Source organism: Knoellia sp. p5-6-4 (assembly GCF_029222705.1).
Lineage (GTDB): Bacteria > Actinomycetota > Actinomycetes > Actinomycetales > Dermatophilaceae > Pedococcus_A.
In genome coordinates, this window is record NZ_JARGZF010000003.1 from 1 (window position 1) to 18,544 (window position 18,544).

Genomic DNA, 18,544 nt, shown 5'->3' on the forward strand with positions numbered 1-18,544 from the left:
GACGCATGCCATGAGAGAGCCACACCAATGACACCGGTGGGCAGCCGCATTGAGAGAGCGCCTCGCCGAGCACCTGGACCGAGTCTGGCCAGACACCGATCCTGCGACCAGTCTCTAAGTAGCCGCAGTAAGTGAAAGAGCGAAACTGCCGATGAGTGGATGTCGGCCGCCTTCGCGATTCAGGCTCTCCTGAACCCCAGTCGTGCGATCCTGAGCAATGGCCCAGCCCGCCGCGCCCCTGCACATCACCATGAAGTCGATGGCCACGTTCCTTGTTGCGGGCGGCTTGGCGGTGTCGTGCTTTGCCTTGTTCCTCTACGCCACCGCACTTAGTCGCGCGATCGCGCTCTGGATCAGCCCTCTTGGCGCAGCATCGTTGATAACGGGGTTGTGGAGCTGGCGATCAGGCCGTCGGCCAGGTCGCGTCCTCGTGATGCTCATGGCCATCGTGGCTCTCGCGCTCGTCGTGCTCGGTCTCTCCACCCTCGTCGTCGCCCTCCAAGCGGAGGATCAAGCGGCATGACGTGGCAAAACGGTCTCGTGCAGCGACCGCTCTTGCCTAGGTCGCAGGTAGTGCCGCACCCGTTCGATGCGCTTCGAGGTCGAAGAACAGGAAGCAGATGAATGAGCGACCGTCCGCCGTGGGCAGTAGTTCCGCTGGGGTGTTCGCCGCGGGCGGCGGCTCAGTGACCGTCTTGATTCCGAACCCCGCGTCGAGGAACGCGTTGATGACGTCCTGCAGGGGGCGGTGCCAGTAGGTCATCCACACGGTCCCTTCGCCGAAGTCGTAGTCCTCGGAGTACTGAGTGAGGGCGAAGTAGTCGGCCTCGGGGTACACGATCGCGTAGACCGTGGGGTGGATGATCGAGACGATGAGCCGACCGCCGGGCTTGAGCACGCGTCGCAGCTCGACCAGTACCGAGGCCCAGTCCTTGACGTAGTGCAGAGACAGCGATGCGACGACGACGTCGAACGCCTTGTCGGGATAGGGCAGGGGTGCCCCAAGGTCTGCGACTCTGACGTCCGCGTCCTCGCCGAGCCTTTGGCGGGCGAGTTCGACCATGGCGGGACTCAGGTCGAAGCCGGACACGACCGCATCCTTGGCGCGCAGAGCCTCCATCAAGGGGCCTGACCCGCATCCGGCGTCGAGAATCTCCAGGCCCGCGACGTCACCGGCGAGACGGATCATCTCCGGACGCGCGTAGTAAGCATTGAAGAGGTTGTTCTCGTTGCTGGCCGAGTATGCGGCCGCGAAACTGTCGTAGTCAGCGGCAGGGGTCGCGGACGTGCTCACGGAGTCGGCCATGACAGGTTTCTACCCGGCGCCCGTTTGTGCGCCAAGCCGGCGCGCGGTCCACTCAGCGGCGCACTCATCTGCCGCCGACAGAGGCCCTTCGATACGACCGCGCATGCGCCCGATGCCGAGATATCCGGTTGTCCGATCCCGACGATCGCGTCAGGCTCTGGTGCCGTGCCTGCCGACGACGCATTCGACCTGGGGCCTGTGCCGGCCCGTATCCGCGTCACCGAGAAGCTGGCGCGGAGTCTGGTGGCAGCGCAGTTTCCGCAGTGGAGCGATCTTCCGATCGAACCGGTGGCCAACGGCGGCTGGGACAACTGGACCTTCCGCCTCGGCACCGACATGGCGGTGCGCCTGCCCAGCGCTTCTGAGTACGCAAAGGCGGTGGAGAAGGAGCACCGCTGGCTTCCGGCACTTGGCCCGCAGCTGCCGTTGCCGGTCCCCGTGCCGCTCGCGAAAGGCGAGCCCACCCCGGAATACCCACTCGCATGGTCCATCTACAGGTGGCTCGACGGCGTGACTGCGACGGCGGACCGCATCGCCGAGCCGGTCCGGTTCGCCCTCGACCTCGCCGACTTCCTGGCCGCCCTGCAGGGCATCGACGCCGCCGAGGGCCCACAGCCGGGAGTCCACAACTGGTTCCGGGGCGGCACTTTGCGCACCTACGACAATGACACCCAGCGCGCGCTCGAGGCACTGGCCGGCCACGTCGACGTGGAACTGGCTCGCGAGATCTGGGCGAACGCACTGGCCGCGCCCTGGGACGGCGTGGACCGTTGGTTCCACGGAGACGTCGCCGAGGGGAATCTCCTGCTGCGAGGCGGGCAGTTGGCAGCGGTCATCGACTTCGGGACATGCGGCGTCGGCGACCCTGCCTGCGATCTGGCCATCGCCTGGACGTTGCTGCCCGACGACGCGCGGCAGGCGTTTCGGGACCGGCTGTCGGTGGATGCGGCGTCCTGGGCGCGCGGCCGGGGCTGGGCGCTGTGGAAGACCCTCGCCACCTGCTCGCACGCCTACGCAGACTCCGAGGACGCGGAGAAGTTTGCGAGTGCGAAGCGCATCCTCCACGGGATCTTCTCCGAGTACTCGGGCAGTCACTCCGCCAGGCCGACGGTCTCGGTGCACCCGGGGCGGGGCGTCCGCACGTAGCCGCGGATGGGGGCGGTCGATGCTGCCGTTGTGCGCGCCTTGCCCGTCCCGTCCGGTAGAACGGTGAGCGACCGCGACTGATGGGCGAAGGGGCGGGTGAGCTGTGGAGAACTCAGACATGGGTGCGGCTGCCATGTCCCGGGTGTACGTCGACATGGTTGGCGACCTGTTCCATGCGGGACACGTGTCGCTCCTCCGCCAGGCGCGCGGTCATGGTGACTGGCTGGTCGTCGGCGTGCTGTCCGACGACACCGCAGCCTCCTACAAGAGGCGTCCGATCATGACCCTCGCCGAGCGTGTCGCCGTGATCGAGTCGTGCCGGTACGTCGACGAGGTGATCGAGGACGCCCCGCTCCAGGTGACCGAAGAGTTCCTCGCCGAGCGCGGGATCACCACTGTGGTGCACGGTGATGACTTGTCCCCCGAAGGGGCCGAGTTCGTGTACGCGCCCGCAGCAGCTGCCGGGAAGCTCACGTACGTTCGGCGCACGGGAGAGATCTCGACCACCCAGTTGATACAGCGGGTGCTCGACGCGGCCGCCCCGCGAACTGAGTGACCGGGTCTGCTGCGAACAGGTCGGGGTGGGCGCAGGCCCGATACGTTCACGTCATGCCTCAGCTCCTCAAGCCCGAGCAGTTCACCATGAGCATCGCCGATGGAACGCCCACCATCACCCTGCAGGACGTCACGGTCTCGACCACCGAAGGTTGGTCGATTCTGAATCGGGCGACCCTGCTCGTTGTGGACGGTCCAGGAGAGGAGGGCTTTCTCTTGCCTCGAAGGACCAGCCCCGACGGCGACCTGGGACCGGAGGGATGGGATGCCGCTGTGGCATCAGCTCGGTCGGTGCGGGTTCTTGCCTCAGGGGCTCGAGTTGCTGCAACCGTGATCGAGTAGCACGCACGTGGCGAGTTGACGTCGACGGGCGTCGTCACCGCACCTTGTCGGGTGTGACGAGCGCGACGTGACCTCTCAGCCGGGGTTGGACGGAGCAGCCCGCAGGGCGTCAGCGCCCTCTCCGGTGAGGTGGCTGAGGGCGGCGTTCCGCCCGGTGAGCAGGAGCAGGAGGGCGCCGATCGGCCCGGCCACCTCGGGCCCGCTGCCGCGTGTCCAGTCGGCGTCGGTGGCCGTGAGGCGGTAGCCCTCGAGCGGCAGCAGGCGGAAGACCGTGGCGAGCCAGCCGGCTCGCGTGTCCCACCGACGCGTCGCGGCGAGCGCGCTTGCCGACGGGGACATCACGAGCTCCACGCCTAGCGGCACGGCGATGTCCTGGCTGTGCACGAGGATGTCGGTCAGCGTCTCGAGCGGCGTCACGAAGGTGTTGTGCCGCCGCGACCCGATCATCGCCCTGATCCTGCCGATGATCTCCTCGGTGGGCAGCCGCGACTGGACCAGGGCCGAGTCGTGGATGATCGCGTTCAGCGTCACGCTGTGCAGCATGCTCGGGTTCCGGGCGACGGTGACCGCGACGTCACGGACGCGCTGCTGCTGCATGGTCAGGTGTGCGGCGACGTCACGCACGGTCCAGCCCCGGCACAGCGACGGGTGCTGCCACTGCTCGTCGGTCAGCTGCTCGAGCAGGTCGGCGGTCCGTGCTCGCTGGTCGTCGATCGCGGCCCATACGGCATCCGCCTCCGGCCCCGTCATCGTTGCCATCTCACCCTCCCTCAGGTGAACACCGGCGGCCGCACCCGGCGTGTAGTCCCAGGATCGAACCATTATAGTTCGACTGTAGGACTACCTCCAAGGGGTGTGATGACCGAGAACCTGCCGACCAGCCTCCTGATGTTCATCACCTCGCGCGCCGCCTCGGACCGGATCTTCGGCGCCATGCACGACGCGGGATACCACGTGACCATCGCCCAGGGCCGGCTCCTGATGGGCGTCGACCCCGAGGGCACCCGACTGAGCGTCTTGGCCGACCGCGCCCAGATCGCCAAGCAGACGGCCACCTCCCTGGTGGACAAGCTGGAGCGGGCTGGCTACGTCGAGCGCGTGCCCGACCCCTCGGACGGCAGGGCCCGCCTGGTGCGGCTGACGGCGCGCGCCGAGGCCGCCCGCCCGGTCGCCCGCGCCGAGGAGGCGCGCATCGAGGCCGAGTGGGAGGGCCACCTCGGCCCCGAGCGGATGAGGCAGCTACGGGAGGCCCTGACCGCACTGCGCGAGATCACCGACCCCTACCGGTAGTCCGGTCTCCGGTGGACACCCTCTACGCCCGCGCCGGCTCCTCGCGCTCCTCGCGGCCGGGCTGCCGGGCCAGCAGCGCCCAGAGGATGCACGCGAGGTCGACCGCCTCCTGCGTCCAGGCGCCGATGATCGCGGGCAGCAGGCCCACCGAGGCCACGAGCATGAGGGCCACCGACAGCCCGACCCCGAGCCCGATGGCCTGCCACGCGACCGCCATCGTGCGCCGCCCGATCCGCACGGCCTGCACGGCCCGGTAGAGGTCGTCGAGCAGCACCACGACGTCGGCGGACTCGCTCGCCGCCGTGGACCCGCGCGCGCCCATCGCCATCCCGACGTCGGCTGCGGCCAGCACGGGTGCGTCGTTCACCCCGTCGCCGACCATCATCACCGGGCGGTGCGGCAGGCCCGCGACGATGTCGACCTTGTCCTGTGGCAGCAGGCCGGCCCGCACGTCGTCGATGTCGATCTCCGCGCCCACGTGGGCTGCGGCCGCCGGCGCGTCACCGGTCAGCATCAGCACGTGTGGCACCCCGGCGGCCCGCAGGGCCGCGATGGTGCGCCGGGTGTCGTCGCGCACGTGGTCCGACAGGGCCAGCCGACCGGCATACCGGCCGTCGACGGCCACGTGCACCCCGCTGGCGCCGGGCGCGAGGGGCAGGTCGGGTATGCCGCGGACGTGGCCCGCGACGAAGCCCTCCTTGCCGACGACGACGTCGTGGCCGCCCACGGTGGCGCTCACGCCGTGGGCGGTGGACTCGTGGGCGTCGTGGGCGCTGGGCACACGGAGGCCTCGCTCGCGGGCGCCGGCGACGATCGCCTCGGCGAGGGGGTGGGTCGACAGCTGCTCCACGCCCGCCGCCATGGCGAGCAGCTCGTCGGCCTCGATCCCGCCTGACACGTCGACGGCGGACAGCTCGGGCGCGCCGCGGGTCAGGGTGCCGGTCTTGTCGAAGGCCGCGGTGCGGATGCGGGCGAGCTGCTCGAGGGTGCCGCCGTTCTTCACGATGATCCCGTGTCGGGCGGCTCGCGACATGCCCGCCATGAACGCGACGGGCGCGGCGATCAGCAGGGGGCACGGTGTCGCCACCACCAGCACCTCGGCGAAGCGGGTGGCATCGCCGCTGAGCCACCATGCCGCGCCCGCGATGGCGAACGACACCGCGGTGAAGGGCACGGCCACCCGGTCGGCGAGCCGCACGAACGGTGCCCGGGAGCGTTGGGCCTCGCTGACGAGGTTGATGATCTGCTGGTACTGCGAGTCGGCGGCGGAGGCGGTGGTGCGGATGAAGATCGGGCGCGAGCCGTTCACCGACCCGGACATGAGGCGCTCGCCCTGCACGTGCTCGACGGGCAGCGGTTCCCCGGTGAGCGAGGACTCGTCGAAGGCCGCGGAGGCGGTGGTGAGCGTCGCGTCGACCGGCAGCACCTCGCCCGGCTTCACCAGCAGCTCGTCGCCGGGGCGCACGTGGCCCACCGGCACGTCGGTGACGTGGTCGCCGTGGGGGTCGAGAAGGTGGGCCGTGCGGGGGGCTCGGGCCAGGAGGGCCGACAGCTCCCGCTCGGCACGGCCGACGGCGAGCTCCTCGAGGGCCCGTCCCGTGGTCATCATGAGCACGATCACCAGCGACGCCCAGTGCTCGTCGACGGCCACCGTGGAGACGATCGCGGTGATGGCCAGGATGTCGACGCCGTAGCGGCCGGCGCGCAGCTCGGCCACCATGTGGCCCGACCGCACCGCTGCGAAGGCGAGGGTGTAGGCCGACACGGCATACCGTGCCGCCTCCGGCAGGCCGAGGGCCTCGAGCGCACCAGCGACCGCGCCGACCAGCAGGGTCAGCGTGACCACCGAGTGCCGCCGCGCGAGGGCGGCCGCGGTGCGCATCGTCAGGCGACCTCCGCTGCCTCCGGCTCGACGAGGTGGATCGCGACCTCCGGCTCGGTCGTGAGGGTGTTGTGCACGGTGCAGTGGCTCGCCACGGCGAGCAGGGGCTCGCGGCGCGACTCCGGCACGCCGCAGGAGGCGAGGCTGGCGATGAACAGCTCCGTCGGGGTGGGCGCGGTGTCCTCGCCGCCGGCGTCGACCGGCTGGTCCACCGTGACGCGGTGCCTGCGGATGCCGATCTCGAAACGGTCGCCGTCGAGGTGGCCGACGTGCACGGCGGTGGTGACGTGGTCACGGGTGGTCCTTTCGCATCTTCCGAGTGTGCTCCCAGACCACCACGGATACCCCTGGGGGTAATAGGGACCTTCGGCACTACTGACACCTGGACCCGTCTCCTAGCGTCGTCCACAGCAGGGCAACGAGCACACTCAAGGAGTGGACCGTGATGAGGCGCCTTCTGGTCCTCGGTGGCGGCACCGCCGGCACGATGATCGTCAACAAGCTTCGGCGGAAGCTGGCCCGCGACCAGTGGGAGCTCACCGTCGTCGACAAGGACGACGACCACCTCTACCAGCCCGGGTACCTGTTCATGCCGTTCGGCACTTACCGTCCCGAGCAGGTCGTGCGCAAGCGCCACTCGTTCATCCCCGACGGAGTCGACCTCGTGCTGGGTGAGATCGACCGGGTGGACGCCGGGGCCAACACGGTGACCCTGCAGGACGGCCGGACCCTCGCCTACGACTACCTGGTCATCGCCACAGGCACCTCGCCGCGGCCCGACCAGACCCCCGGCATGCTCGGCGAGCAGTGGCGCAAGAGTGTGTTCGACTTCTACTCGTTCGAGGGCTCGAAGGCGCTGGCCGACGCGATGCGGGAGTTCGACCACGGCCGTCTGGTGGTGCACATCACCGAGATGCCCATCAAGTGCCCGGTGGCGCCCCTGGAGTTCACCTTCCTCGCCGACGCCTTCCTGCGCGAGCGCGGGATCCGCGACCGCGTCGAGCTCGTCTACGTCACGCCGCTCTCAGGCGCCTTCACCCAGCCGATCGCCTCCGCCCAGCTCGGCTCGATGCTCGAGGAGCGCAAGATCCTCGTCGAGCCCGACTTCATGGTCGAGAGCATCGACAACGAGAAGAAGGCCCTCGTCTCCTACGACGAGCGCGAGGTGCCCTTCGACCTGCTCGTGACCGTCCCGCTCAACATGGGCGCCGAGTTCGTCGCGCGCTCGGGTCTCGGCGACGAGCTCAACTACGTGCCGGTCGACAAGCACACGCTGCTGTCGAAGAAGCACGACAACATCTTCGCCATCGGTGACGCCTCCGACATCCCGGCCTCGAAGGCCGGCTCGGTGGCCCACTTCGCCGTCGACGTCTTCGTCGAGAACTTCCTGGCGCACATCGCCGGCAAGCCGATGACCGGGTCGTTCGACGGCCACGCCAACTGCTTCGTCGAGTCCGGCAACGGCAAGGGCCTGCTCATCGACTTCAACTACGACACCCAGCCGCTGCCCGGCAAGTTCCCCGTCCCCGTCGTCGGGCCGATGAGCCTGCTGAAGGAGACCCGCGCCAACCACCTCGGCAAGCTCGCGTTCCGCTGGATCTACTGGAACGTCCTGCTTCCCGGGCGTCCGATGCCCCTTCCGGTCCACATGTCGATGGCCGGCAAGGTCACCCCCGCAGACACCACCACCGGAAACAAGGAGTGAACACGATGCCCGTCACGACCATCGACGGCCGCCAGGTGCAGGTCAACGAAGAGGGCTTCATGACCGAGCCCAGCGAGTGGGACGAGGCCCTCGGCAAGACCCTGGCCACGCAGATCGGCATCGAGATGACCGACCAGCACTGGAAGGCGATCCGCTTCCTGCGCCAGGACTTCGCCGCCCAGGGCGAGACCCCGACGCTGCGCCGCGTCACCGTTGCCGGCGGCATCCCGACCAAGCAGCTGTTCCAGCTGTTCCCGCAGAAGCCGGCCAAGAAGATGGCCTACATCGCGGGCCTGCCCAAGCCCCACGGCTGTGTGTGACCCGTCGTCCTGACGCCCTCCGTGCCGAGCACCCGCACCGCACAACCGCATTCACATGAGAGGTTCTCGATGAGCACCACTGAAACGGCCCCGGCCATCATTCCCGACTTCGGCAGCGAAGCCACCACCGGCCGCAAGCTCGCCATCATCTGTTCCAAGGGCAGCCTCGACATGGCCTACCCGGGCCTGATCCTGGCCAATGCCGCCCTGGGCGAGGGCGTGGAGACGCACCTGTTCTTCACGTTCTGGGGCTTCGACATGATCAACAAGAAGACGATGGGCGACCTGAAGTTCACGCCGCTGGGCAACCCGGCGACACACATGCCTCAGGGCCTGGGAGGGCTCCCGGGCATCACGCACATGGCGACCTCCAAGCTGAAGAAGTCGATTGCCGAGCTCGACGTGCCCGAGGTGCCGGAGTTCCTCGAGCAGATCGTCGCCTCCGGGGGCCACCTGTGGGCCTGCCGGATGTCGGCCGACATGAACCACCTCACCGAGGAGGACCTCTACGAGGAGGTCGAGGGCATCATCAGCGCCAGCGACTTCATCGAGATGACCGAGGGCGCGCAGCTGCTGTTCATCTAGGGAGACTGTGCGCGCCGGCAACGACCGGTGCGGGGTGGGTATGCCGTGCGGTCCACGACGGGGTGACCGCGCGGCGCGCCTGTGTGATCACCGCGACCGCAGGCGCTCGCGCACCCAGGACGGGCGGGGGTTCACCGCCGCCGGTCCGTCGACGAAGACCGTGGGCACCGTCTCGTTGCCGCCACTCGCCGCGCGCACCCGAGCCGACGCCGCAGGGTCCGTGCTGACGTCGACCCACACTGCGCGGCTGCCCAGACGACCGAGCGCCAGGCGCAGTCGCAGGCAGTAGCTGCAGCCGGGGCGCCAGTAGATGACTGGTGCGCCGGTCTCCTCGCCCAAGCGTCGCGCCTCGTGGTCGCCCGGCGACGCGGGGAAGAACCTCGGCGAGAGCACCCACGCGGCGACGAGCATGGCCGCCGACACGGCCAGGTCGGACACCGAAGGTGGCGCGGTCAGGACCGGCAGGAGCACGGCGACGGCCGCCACCCAGCCAGGGAGCCACCAGCGCCGCACGGTCGACGACCTCGTGTCGGGCGGTGGGGGAGGGGCGGGCATGCGGCAACGGTAGCCGCCGGCGGTGCGGCGCTGGCACCGCGGCCCGGCCCGCTGGGTGTCAGACGCCCCAGGCGTGCCCGCGCAGGTGCAGCTGTGCGCTGATAGCTCGCAGCTGTGCCGTGTGCAGCTCGATGGACACGCCTCGGCCGTCGTGGTGCCGACGCTCGTCGCGGGCGAACACGCCGTAGACGTAGGGGTACGACGGTGGGCCGACGGGCCTGAGGCGCAAGAGCACCGCGTCGTCGGCGAAGCTGCTGCGGAGTCCGATCGACCGCGCGGTCGGGTGCGCGCCTCGCGCCAGGGCCGCGTTCGCCTCACGGATCTGGCGCATCTCGGTTGTGTGGGTCGTCACGGCCATGCCGTGCTCGGTCATCGGTTCCCTCCTCGGGGTGGCGCCGGAGGGGCGGCCCTCGCCCTTCCACGCCCAGCCTGTGCGAGGGGCCGGCGGCCGGTCAGAGGCGTTGGTCCCCCCGTCCACGTGCCGGCCGGTGCTTCGTCACGGCAACCACAGGGGACCAACGGCTCTGGCGGGCAAGGGAATCGGAAGCCCACCGTGAGGGGACGGAGGTGTTGTCGATGTCAGCGCTGAGGTGGGCCGGGTTCGCGGTGATGGCCGCCTTCGGCGGCTTCACGTCGCTGATGCTTGTGGGCTACACGGTGACCGATGTGGGTGGCTGGGAGGCGATCGGCCTCATCGCCGCAGTGGGGGTGCCCCTGGGGCTGCTGTGTCTGCTGGCGTGGCTGCGCCCCTCGGTCGCCGTGCCCGTCCTCGCCGTGGTCAGCCTGGTGCCCATCGCCTTCGGCGTCCTGCAGCTGCTCGACTACGGGCGCTGGTCCGACTGGGAGGACCAGAACGGGCCGGTAGGGCTGGTGCTCGTGCTGATCGTGGGAGTGGCGCTCGCGGTGCTGGGCCTCTCGCGTCCGGCCGAGGCCGGGGCGCTGCTGCTCGCCATCGTCGTCGTGCCGCTGGTGCTGAGCATGGTCGGCGCGGGTGACCAGTGGGCCCGACCGCTGTCCATCGCGCTCGTCCTCGTTCCTGCGGTGGTCTCCGGGGTCCTGTTCCTGCTGGCCGCACGCACAGGCTCCGCTGAGCAGTCCTCCTCTGGCGCAAGCCGGTTCGCGCACTAGGGGTCGTCATGGGAGAGGTCGCCACACGGTTGGACGGGCAGGGGCGCAGTTCCCTGGCGCGCTGGGCAGCCGACTGCGCCGAGCACGTGCTGCCCGCCTTCGAGCGGGCGTGCCCCGGGGACGACCGCCCGCGCACGGCGGTGCAGGCCGCACGCGCCTGGGCAGCGGGAGAGATCAGGGCGGGAGAGGCTGCCGCAGCTGCCCTGGCGGCACAGGCCGCGGCCCGGCGGGCGGAAGACCCCGCTGCCCGCGCCGCGGCCCGGGCGGCCGGGCATGCGGCGGCGACGGCGCGCGTCGCGCGTCACGCGTCGCACGCCGCGACATACGCAGCGACCGCGGCCAGCCTGGCGGGAGTGGGGGACCCGGCTGCGGCGGCGGCGGAGCGACGGTGGCAGCAAGCGCGCGTGCCCCGGGACCTGGTGCGGGTGGCCTTCCCCGCCTGACGTGGCGGCGACGGCGCACCTACGACGCCTGTACGAGGCCCCTACGCCAAATGGCTGAAATTGCTCCGAGATTGCGGATGAATAGGGCCAATCGGGCGGATTGCCTCTGGCAGTAACTAGTTCGTTCGAACTAGTCTCTGGCGCCAAGCCTCGACGCCACCCCGGCCCACCAGGCAGCCGGCGGGACGCCGAGGACTCGCCCCCAGAGGGCTTCACAGTCCCCACCATCAGGTGGGGCGGTCCGCGCGGACGCCGAACCCCACCACTCGCGCGGGCGACAAGCCAGCAGCACCCTGACCGTGGTGGGGGCGGAGAACCCAGGAAGTGCGGGGCCCGGCCGTCGAGGTCATGAGGTCCCTTGGGGTGAAGCCGCTTTGCGGCCGGGCCATCTTTCGGCGCCCGAACCCGACAGGTCACTCTTCGCAGGCGGATCCGAAAGATTGGCCGCCCCATGCTCACATCCACCCTGCGCATCCCCCTGCCCGCCCGCGCGGCATCCCTCCTCATGGCCCTGTTCCTCGCAGCCGGCCTGCTCGTCGCCCCCTCGTCCACCGAACGGGCGGAGGCCGCCGTCCCCGCCTCGGTCAGCTACCAGGCAGTGCGCGTCGCCGCTTCCCTCAACGGAGTTCGCTACACCTGGGGTGGAGCGAGTCCCAGCACCGGCTTCGACTGCTCCGGACTGACGATGTACGTCTACGGCAAGGTCGGCAGGCGCCTGCCTCGCACGGCCCAGCAGCAGTACGACGCCACGATCAAGATCCCGCGCACGAGTGCCCGTCCCGGCGACCTCGTGTTCTTCGGCGGGTCCCGCAGCATCTACCACGTCGGGATCTACGCCGGCAGCGGCTACATCTGGCACTCGCCGCGACCCGGCAAGGTCGTCTCGAAGGTCAGGCTCTGGACGTCAGCCGTCACGTTCGCCAGGGTCCGCTGACGTCGTCGGGTCCGCTGACCGGGTCGCCGGGCCGAACACGCCTCAACACGCCTACTGTGGGTGTGGAGGCAGCAGGCAGCGGCGATCGGAGCAGTGGTGGCGAAGGCGGACCGTGAAGGTCTCTCGATCGGGTACCGGATCATCTACCGGATCAAGCACCTCGGCTACCAGATCTACGGTCCGGCGCAGCTCGACGAGCACAACGACCCGGTGCGGCGCCTCGAGCAGGAGCGGGCCGACAAGGTCGCGGCAGCCCGCCGTGCCCGGCTCGACCGGGAGCGACGGACGCAGGAGAGGCGCGGCTCCTGACGGCGGGCCACCGCCGTCAGGAGCGCGCCGCCATCCCGGCCTGGGCCGCCCGGAGCACGACGACCTCGAGCGGGGCGGAGCGTCCGCGGAGCTCCACCCTGCGGCGCTCGAGGCCCTCGATGTTGGTGCCGGACGCCTCGGCGGCGGCCACACTGACGATGACCTCTCCGGCACAGGCCAGTGACGCCAGCCGGGCGGTGGTGTTGACGGGGTCGCCGAGCGCCGTGAAGTCGTGGACCGTCCCCTCCGGGCCGGTGGACCCCACGAACGCGTCGCCGGTGTGAACGGCGGTGCCGGCGGGGATCGGCCCCATGGGTGAGGCGTTGGGGCGGCTGGTCCGGTCGGCCAGCTCCGTCGCGGCGGCGATCGCGGCACCCGCGTGGTTCGGCCCGCTGATCCCGCCGAAGAACAGGCCGATGACCTCGTCACCGACGATCTTGTCGACGAGGCCGTCGTTGTGCACGATCGCGTCGGTGGCCAGGCGGTAGAAGCGGTCGAGGAAGTCCTTGAACTCGCTGGGGCGCATCCGCTCGCCGAGCCCGGTGGAGCCGCGGATGTCCGAGAAGAGCAGCGTCACCGGGATCTCGACCCCCGTCAGGCCCTGGTCTCGCAGCACCTTCTGGCACTTCACGCACATCGAGGGGTTGCCGGGGGAGCGGCCGAAGCCGGCGGCCTTGAACATGACGCCGCCGACGCCCCCGAACGGTGCGAGGCACAGCTTGCAGCGCGGGTTGGCGGGGATCCGCATGAACCGGCGGCGCTCCCGGGCGAACTCGGGACTCTCGCCGCGCATGAACGCGCGGACCTCGTCAGGTGTCCACTGGTGGCCCTTGTCGGCCATGCCATCGAATGTACGCCGGCAGGGCCCGACCGGGCAGGCCATTGCCGGGTTCCACCGGGCCGGGTTCCATCCGGCCGGCCGCCCTTCCCAGGTCGGGGGTGTCGGCGGCCCCACGGGACGAGGTGGACCCCCGCCCGCCACGGTGCGCCGCCAGGGAGAGCCGGTACGCGGCCGGCTCATCTCGGTGGGCCCTTCTGCGACAGCTCTCACCTCACCCGGCCTCCCGAAGGCGCGACGTGCTCGGTCAGGTAACGGTGCAGGGGCACCTCGGTGACGTCCTCGACGATCCGAACCAGTGGCTGCGGAGCATTTGCGTCGGACGCACGCACCCACTCCGGCACCCCGGCGGTGTGCGTCGGCGCGTCCTACCAAGTCAGCCTGGTGCGACATCTCCGCCACGCTCCGCTGGTCGAGGCCGCGCTCGGCCGGGTGAGTCTTCTGGCGGGTCACTGTCTCGCCCGTCGATCAGGATCTGGGTGGCGCGGTCGTGTATGCCGTTCTGCTGGGTCTCGTTCTCCGCCGAGCCGTCGCAGTACCCCTTCAGATAATCGGTGCGCAGGCCGTTGCACTTCTCGTTCTGGTCAGACACGGCGACGGCGAAGATCTGCTTCTTGTACGTCCGGTAGTGCTCGCACTCATCTCCGGTGTCGATGCACTGTCGCACCCGCTGAGCCGCGTGTGAGTCGGCCCCGCTTGCGTACGTGACGACCGGGGGTGGGGGGCCAGGCGAAAGCAGAACCCCCGTCTCCGACACGACCACGATGGTTCCTAAGCCGAGGGCCGTGATCGTCGCGAGGCCTGCCAGCCACTTCGTCTCGCTCTTCATGGCCGTCCGCGGGCCATCAGGTCGGAACAGCGCATTGCTGTTCGCTCAGCTGGCCGACCAGCCTGTCGCAAGGGAGCACGAGGACCAGTCCGATTCCCGCCGCGTCGATGTCCTCGCTGCCCCATGGCCTCCCCTCCCGACTCCACGCGGCCCTGCCGTGCCGCGCAGGTCTGCGCCCTTTGACAGGACCAGCGTTGCGCCGTGCCTTCGGATGGGGAAACGGCCAAATGGCGGATTCCGCGCTGAAAGGAACAGGTGGACCGTGACCCGACCACGCCGTCGTGAAGATGTGGAGGAGGCGTCGTCCGTGGACCGCGCACGCGGTCCGAGAGGTGACCTGGATCTGCCCGGCAGCCTGGGTGCCTCTCAGTGGGTTTGGCTGATCTTCCGGGCGGCGGTCCTCACGCCGTGTCGAGCCCCCTTCGGGCCACCTCTCAGGAACCTGCGCGGGCTTGGCTTGTGCTGCTGTCGCCGAGATGGTCAGGCGTCTGGATTGGTGACGTACAGGCCGCGTCCAACCCTGTCGATCCGACCCCTCTGCCAGAGGTCGTATGTCGTGACCTGGACTTCCATCTTGGGGTCTTCCCTGCCGAGCTTCTGAAGCTCGGCCCAGATCTGGACGGGGCGCATGGGACTGCCACTTTGGCGCAGTACCCACTCGATCGCCTTGGTGCGTTCGAGGGACTTGACGCGATTGGCATCGCCCTGAGGGGCACCCTGGGTTTCCCAGATGAGTCTGTCGAGGCGGTCGAGGAGGGAAGCGACCTGTGCGCGGATGGCCAGTAGCTCGGTGCCAGAGTCCATGAATATATGATCTAACGTAAGTGCTGAAGAATCCAGTGGCCCGGAGTCGCATCACCCACGGCGCGGGTCTAGGCCGGGATGTCACTCGGCTGAGGATCTGCTCTGTGAGCTCGACGGGGTGGTCGCCGGAGTATGCGGCCGCCACGGCGGGGTTGGTCCGCTTGCGACCGCGGTCGAGGACATCGGCGCTGGATTCGGCGTGCTGGTGAACTGCGTCGTGCCGAACTGGTGCTGGAAGGCGAGCAGCTGCGGCTGCTCCTGTGAACGGCACCGGCCGCCGCCCCTCGCCCTCGAGGTCGGTTGGTGTGGGGGCGGCGGCGAGGCTGGGGGTCAGAGGCGGACGACCATCTTCCCGGTGTTGTCGCCACGCAGGACACCGAGGAAGGCGTCGACCGCGTTCTCGAACCCGTCGACGGTGGTCTCCCGCAGTGACAGCGAACCGTCGGCCAGCCACCCGGCCGCTCGCGCGGCATACTCGTTCGCCAGGTCGTAGTGGTCGCCCACGAGGAAGCCCTCGATGCGACCGCGGGTCTGGATGAGGCGCGCGAGGTTGCGCGGGCCCGGCGCGGGCTCGGTGTCGTTGTAGACGGAGATCATCCCGCAGACGGCGACCCGGCCACCGAGCCGCAGGGACCCGATGGCCGCCTCGAGGTGGTCGCCGCCGACGTTGTCGAAGTAGACGTCGATGCCGTCCGGCGCGAGCTCGCGCAGTGCCTGCGACGGCCGCTGCTCGCGGTAGGAGAATGCGGCGTCGAAGCCGAGGTCCTCGGTGAGGTGGCGCACCTTCTCGGGGGAGCCGGCGCTGCCGATGACCGTGCCGGCGCCGAGCGCCTTGGCGATCTGCCCGACGGCGCCACCGACCGCGCCTGCCGCACCGGAGACGAAGACGACGTCGCCCTCGCGCAGGGCGGCGGTCCGGGTCAGACCCGTGTATGCCGTGAGGCCGGTCATGCCCAGCACGCCCAGGTGGGCGGAGGCCGGGGCGGCGGCGACGTCGACGACGCGGGCGTCCTTGGCGTCGAGCACGGCGACCTCGCGCCAGCCGAGGCCGTGCAGCACGTGGTCGCCCGGCGCGAAGTCCTCGGCGTGCGACTCCTCGACGACACCCACGGCGCCTCCGGTCATCGCCTCGCCGACGGCATACGGCGCAGCGTAGGACTTGGCCGCGCTCATCCTGCCGCGCATGTAGGGGTCGACGGACAGCACCTCGTTGCGCACCCGGATCTGGCCTTCAGCCAGTGGGGGGACCTCGGACTCGGCGAGCTCGAAGTTCTCCGGCGTCGGCCAGCCGGTCGGCCGGGACGCGAGCCGCCACTCGCGCGGCGCGGTGGTCGGTGCGGGGGCGTCGGTCATGGATGACCTCCTGAGTGGTTCGGGGGAAGGTTGCCTCTGTGCGCAACAGCGATGGCCCGTTCCGGTATGCCGTGACCCTTCTCACCGCTTGCTACGGCACGGCCGATGGGGAGGCGACGCTGAGGCGGAGGGCGGCTTCCCGGACCGCCGTAGGTACCCCCACCGAGGCGGCTGGCTGTGCACGGCTGGGCATTGCCGGGGACCGGTATCCCCAGCCGGCCCGGACGCGCTGAGGGTAGCCACACCCACGCTGGGCGGCGCAGGCTTCGCGACTGTCCGACTCTGGAGGGCCACGCAACTGAGAAGCGTTCTGGTGCCCCCGGCAGGATTCGAACCTGCGACACCCGGTCTAGGAGTTCGACAGGGCCGTCTGGCCTGGGGGCACCCCTCAGGCACCTTGGCAGCCCAGGAGGCAGCCGAGGTCTGACGGCAGTCTCGCGTGGGTGCTCTGCCTGCCCAGTCCATGTCACGCGGGCCATGATGTGGGCGTGCACGTTCAGCTGCTGTACTTCGAGGGGTGCCCCCACAAGGCTGTGGTCGAGCAGCGGCTTCGATCCGCCCTGGCGACCATCGGAAGCGGTGACCACGCGGTCGAGCACGTCCGGGTGGAGTCACCCGAGGACGCTGAGCGGCTGGGCTTCATCGGCTCACCGACGGTGCTCGTGGACGGCCGGGACCCGTTCGCAACAGGGAAAGAGCAGCCGGCACTGGCATGTCGTGTCTTCACAACCCCCGACGGACTGGCGGGCTCCCCGACTGTTGGGCAGCTGGTGGAGGTGCTGTCCTGACGTAGGTGGTCGTACTGCCCTTGGGGGTGTCCTGGGTTCCGGGAGGACATGCCATCCGACACGGGGACGGTAGTCGTGATCGAGTTGTGCACCCCTGGGGATCGTCAGTTTGGATGCCGGTACGCAAGGCGGCACATGGGCCTGGCATTCTGCCGGGAGAGAGCGAGCGCCCTCCGGCAGGGGGGACAGTCGGAGGGCGCTCGGTGCGCAGCGGACCGGGGTGGGGGGACCCCTGCGGGCGTATGCCTCGCGCTGCGGCGTCCATGCTAGGACACCGACGGAAGCGCACACAAAGTCCGGGTGGCTGCCATGTCTACGGGGGTGGTGGGGGCGGATCCGCAGGGGTCTCTGCCCGCCAGGGGGCCCGCCACTCCGCAGCCTCCCAGCCGTCCATGATGTAGATCCGTTCGTGGGCGACCTTGTCACCCCTGAACTCCATCAGGTTCACGGTGTGCATCCAAGGCTTTCCGTCGTAGCTGATGAGGTTCTCCACCACCACCAAGTCCTCGCGGTGGGTGATTCGTCGGGTGTGGAACTTGAGGTTGGCTGGGTACTGCTTGCGCCATGTCTTGAAGTTGTCCACGCCTTCGAATCGTTCACCGGACTGGGGGAACTCCAGTACCGCGTCGTCGTGGTAGATCTCATGGGAGATGTCGTAGTCCTTGCCCTCGTAGTCCCAGTGACGACGCAGGGCCAACAGCAGGTTCTCCTCGTCGAGCATCGCCCACCTCCCGAGGCCGGCAGAACGGATCCACCCTCAGTGTTCGTCGATAGCGAGAGCCTCACCTCCCGCCAAAGGGTGACCATGGGGCCAGCGGGCGGGGGTGGTTGTCTTGATGCGGGTCGGCGCAGTGACCACGAAGGGCGACGCTGGAAGGTGGCCGGCTGCGATGCCGGTACGGAGACCAGGCCCGCGGATCTGATGAGCCAGGCGTGGTTAAAGACCTGACGCACAACGCGTGTTCTCGCTGCCTCCGCCTCACCTACGAGAGCCCTGGCTAGCGTCCGTCGCTCGTCGAACGCCTGCAAGGCGCTTTGGCACTCGGACAGCTGCTCATTTTGGCTGGAGGGTGACCGGCTGCGATGCCGGTGCGGGCGTTGCGAGCACGGGTCTGCATAGCCAGCAGCTCTGGGAGGCGACTGCTGGGGCTTTGCGGCCGCCAAACACGCGCTGGCCCCTGCCGTCCCCAGCGCTGTAGATGGTGAGTAGCAGTTGAGCGAAGGGCAGCGCCCTGGTTTGTCACCGGGGGCTTTTGCCTGCGTGCCGGCGGCCGACGGGACCGGACGCGCCCGGAACGGCCGCCAGGCCGCATGCCCGGCACGGCCGGGGCCGGAGGCCCCGGCCCGCGGCGGAGCCGCGCTTGAGCCAGTGAAGAAAGTCCTCACCGGGCAGGATGACCAACGCTATGGACGCTCGCCACGGTGTCATCTC

Annotated in this window: 24 protein-coding genes, 1 tRNA gene and 1 riboswitch; of the genes, 13 read left to right on the plus strand and 12 right to left on the minus strand. The window is 69.7% G+C overall.

Annotated features, from left to right (window positions below; genetic code table 11):
- Positions 1-217 precede the first annotated feature (217 nt).
- Positions 218-523 carry a hypothetical protein gene (locus P2F65_RS17230; protein ID WP_275810712.1) on the plus strand — a complete coding sequence of 102 codons (306 nt, stop codon included), beginning with the start codon at positions 218-220 and terminating at the stop codon, positions 521-523.
- Between the two features lie 36 nt (positions 524-559).
- Here the strand turns inward: P2F65_RS17230 and P2F65_RS17235 are convergent, their stop codons facing one another.
- Complete coding sequence (locus P2F65_RS17235) at positions 560-1,306, minus strand: class I SAM-dependent methyltransferase (RefSeq protein ID WP_275810714.1); 747 nt, start codon at positions 1,304-1,306, stop codon at positions 560-562.
- Between the two features lie 165 nt (positions 1,307-1,471).
- Here P2F65_RS17235 and P2F65_RS17240 point away from each other — a divergent pair, with 165 nt between their 5' ends.
- From P2F65_RS17240 to P2F65_RS17250, 3 genes are all read left to right on the plus strand, one after another.
- A complete protein-coding gene (locus P2F65_RS17240) occupies positions 1,472-2,452 on the plus strand; it encodes an aminoglycoside phosphotransferase family protein (RefSeq protein ID WP_275810716.1) in 981 nt (326 codons plus the stop codon).
- Positions 2,453-2,570: 118 nt separating this feature from the next.
- Entirely contained in the window at positions 2,571-3,008 is a 438-nt protein-coding gene (locus P2F65_RS17245; RefSeq protein ID WP_275810718.1) for an adenylyltransferase/cytidyltransferase family protein, read from the plus strand.
- A 53-nt stretch (positions 3,009-3,061) separates the two neighbouring features.
- A complete protein-coding gene (locus P2F65_RS17250) occupies positions 3,062-3,349 on the plus strand; it encodes a hypothetical protein (protein WP_275810720.1) in 288 nt (95 codons plus the stop codon).
- Between the two features lie 75 nt (positions 3,350-3,424).
- Here the strand turns inward: P2F65_RS17250 and P2F65_RS17255 are convergent, their stop codons facing one another.
- Positions 3,425-4,108: a maleylpyruvate isomerase family mycothiol-dependent enzyme gene (locus tag P2F65_RS17255; RefSeq protein ID WP_275810722.1), complete on the minus strand. Its 684-nt coding sequence runs from the start codon at positions 4,106-4,108 to the stop codon at positions 3,425-3,427.
- 99 nt (positions 4,109-4,207) lie between these two features.
- On the opposite strand from P2F65_RS17255, the gene P2F65_RS17260 reads away from it, so the two are divergent.
- A complete protein-coding gene (locus P2F65_RS17260; RefSeq protein WP_275810724.1) occupies positions 4,208-4,639 on the plus strand; it encodes a MarR family winged helix-turn-helix transcriptional regulator in 432 nt (143 codons plus the stop codon).
- 22 nt (positions 4,640-4,661) lie between these two features.
- Here P2F65_RS17260 and P2F65_RS17265 read toward each other — a convergent pair whose 3' ends face one another.
- Both P2F65_RS17265 and P2F65_RS17270 read right to left on the minus strand, forming a co-directional pair.
- Positions 4,662-6,521 carry a heavy metal translocating P-type ATPase gene (locus P2F65_RS17265; protein ID WP_275810726.1) on the minus strand — a complete coding sequence of 620 codons (1,860 nt, stop codon included), beginning with the start codon at positions 6,519-6,521 and terminating at the stop codon, positions 4,662-4,664.
- Positions 6,522-6,523: 2 nt separating this feature from the next.
- Positions 6,524-6,796: a hypothetical protein gene (locus P2F65_RS17270; RefSeq protein ID WP_275810728.1), complete on the minus strand. Its 273-nt coding sequence runs from the start codon at positions 6,794-6,796 to the stop codon at positions 6,524-6,526.
- Positions 6,797-6,966: 170 nt separating this feature from the next.
- Between P2F65_RS17270 and P2F65_RS17275 the strand changes: the two genes are divergently transcribed.
- The 3 genes from P2F65_RS17275 to P2F65_RS17285 all read left to right on the plus strand — a co-directional run bounded on the left by P2F65_RS17275 (position 6,967) and on the right by P2F65_RS17285 (position 9,131).
- Positions 6,967-8,226, plus strand: coding sequence for an FAD/NAD(P)-binding oxidoreductase (locus tag P2F65_RS17275; RefSeq protein WP_275810730.1), 1,260 nt, complete (start codon positions 6,967-6,969; stop codon positions 8,224-8,226).
- Positions 8,227-8,231: 5 nt separating this feature from the next.
- The gene (locus P2F65_RS17280; protein ID WP_275810733.1) at positions 8,232-8,546 is read left to right on the plus strand and encodes a TusE/DsrC/DsvC family sulfur relay protein; all 315 of its coding nucleotides are present in this window, start codon (positions 8,232-8,234) and stop codon (positions 8,544-8,546) included.
- Positions 8,547-8,615: 69 nt separating this feature from the next.
- Positions 8,616-9,131, plus strand: a complete 516-nt coding sequence (locus P2F65_RS17285) for a DsrE/DsrF/DrsH-like family protein (RefSeq protein WP_275810735.1) — start codon at positions 8,616-8,618, stop codon at positions 9,129-9,131.
- Positions 9,132-9,218: 87 nt separating this feature from the next.
- On the opposite strand, the gene P2F65_RS17290 is transcribed toward P2F65_RS17285, so the two are convergent.
- Both P2F65_RS17290 and P2F65_RS17295 read right to left on the minus strand, forming a co-directional pair.
- Entirely contained in the window at positions 9,219-9,686 is a 468-nt protein-coding gene (locus tag P2F65_RS17290) for a glutaredoxin domain-containing protein (protein ID WP_275810738.1), read from the minus strand.
- A 58-nt stretch (positions 9,687-9,744) separates the two neighbouring features.
- The gene (locus tag P2F65_RS17295) at positions 9,745-10,059 is read right to left on the minus strand and encodes a hypothetical protein (RefSeq protein WP_275810741.1); all 315 of its coding nucleotides are present in this window, start codon (positions 10,057-10,059) and stop codon (positions 9,745-9,747) included.
- 203 nt (positions 10,060-10,262) lie between these two features.
- Between P2F65_RS17295 and P2F65_RS17300 the strand changes: the two genes are divergently transcribed.
- The 4 genes from P2F65_RS17300 to P2F65_RS17315 all read left to right on the plus strand — a co-directional run bounded on the left by P2F65_RS17300 (position 10,263) and on the right by P2F65_RS17315 (position 12,500).
- Entirely contained in the window at positions 10,263-10,814 is a 552-nt protein-coding gene (locus tag P2F65_RS17300; protein ID WP_275810744.1) for a hypothetical protein, read from the plus strand.
- A gap of 8 nt (positions 10,815-10,822) precedes the next feature.
- Positions 10,823-11,257: a putative immunity protein gene (locus tag P2F65_RS17305; RefSeq protein ID WP_275810747.1), complete on the plus strand. Its 435-nt coding sequence runs from the start codon at positions 10,823-10,825 to the stop codon at positions 11,255-11,257.
- Positions 11,258-11,536: 279 nt separating this feature from the next.
- Positions 11,537-11,701: riboswitch (cyclic di-AMP (ydaO/yuaA leader) on the plus strand.
- A gap of 7 nt (positions 11,702-11,708) precedes the next feature.
- A complete protein-coding gene (locus P2F65_RS17310) occupies positions 11,709-12,191 on the plus strand; it encodes a C40 family peptidase (protein WP_275810750.1) in 483 nt (160 codons plus the stop codon).
- Positions 12,192-12,287: 96 nt separating this feature from the next.
- Complete coding sequence (locus tag P2F65_RS17315; protein WP_275810753.1) at positions 12,288-12,500, plus strand: hypothetical protein; 213 nt, start codon at positions 12,288-12,290, stop codon at positions 12,498-12,500.
- Between the two features lie 16 nt (positions 12,501-12,516).
- Here the strand turns inward: P2F65_RS17315 and P2F65_RS17320 are convergent, their stop codons facing one another.
- From P2F65_RS17320 to P2F65_RS17340, 5 genes are all read right to left on the minus strand, one after another.
- Positions 12,517-13,341 (minus strand): adenylate/guanylate cyclase domain-containing protein, encoded by an 825-nt coding sequence (locus P2F65_RS17320; protein WP_275810756.1) that lies wholly within the window; start codon positions 13,339-13,341, stop codon positions 12,517-12,519.
- A 373-nt stretch (positions 13,342-13,714) separates the two neighbouring features.
- Complete coding sequence (locus P2F65_RS17325) at positions 13,715-14,167, minus strand: hypothetical protein (RefSeq protein WP_275810759.1); 453 nt, start codon at positions 14,165-14,167, stop codon at positions 13,715-13,717.
- Positions 14,168-14,647: 480 nt separating this feature from the next.
- Positions 14,648-14,971 (minus strand): hypothetical protein, encoded by a 324-nt coding sequence (locus P2F65_RS17330; RefSeq protein WP_275810762.1) that lies wholly within the window; start codon positions 14,969-14,971, stop codon positions 14,648-14,650.
- A gap of 330 nt (positions 14,972-15,301) precedes the next feature.
- Entirely contained in the window at positions 15,302-16,324 is a 1,023-nt protein-coding gene (locus P2F65_RS17335; protein ID WP_275810765.1) for an NADP-dependent oxidoreductase, read from the minus strand.
- A gap of 311 nt (positions 16,325-16,635) precedes the next feature.
- Positions 16,636-16,707, minus strand: a tRNA-Ser gene (locus tag P2F65_RS17340).
- 105 nt (positions 16,708-16,812) lie between these two features.
- Here P2F65_RS17340 and P2F65_RS17345 point away from each other — a divergent pair.
- Complete coding sequence (locus P2F65_RS17345; RefSeq protein WP_275810768.1) at positions 16,813-17,112, plus strand: thioredoxin family protein; 300 nt, start codon at positions 16,813-16,815, stop codon at positions 17,110-17,112.
- Between the two features lie 313 nt (positions 17,113-17,425).
- Here P2F65_RS17345 and P2F65_RS17350 read toward each other — a convergent pair whose 3' ends face one another.
- Entirely contained in the window at positions 17,426-17,833 is a 408-nt protein-coding gene (locus P2F65_RS17350) for a nuclear transport factor 2 family protein (RefSeq protein ID WP_275810772.1), read from the minus strand.
- Positions 17,834-18,544: the final 711 nt, after the last annotated feature.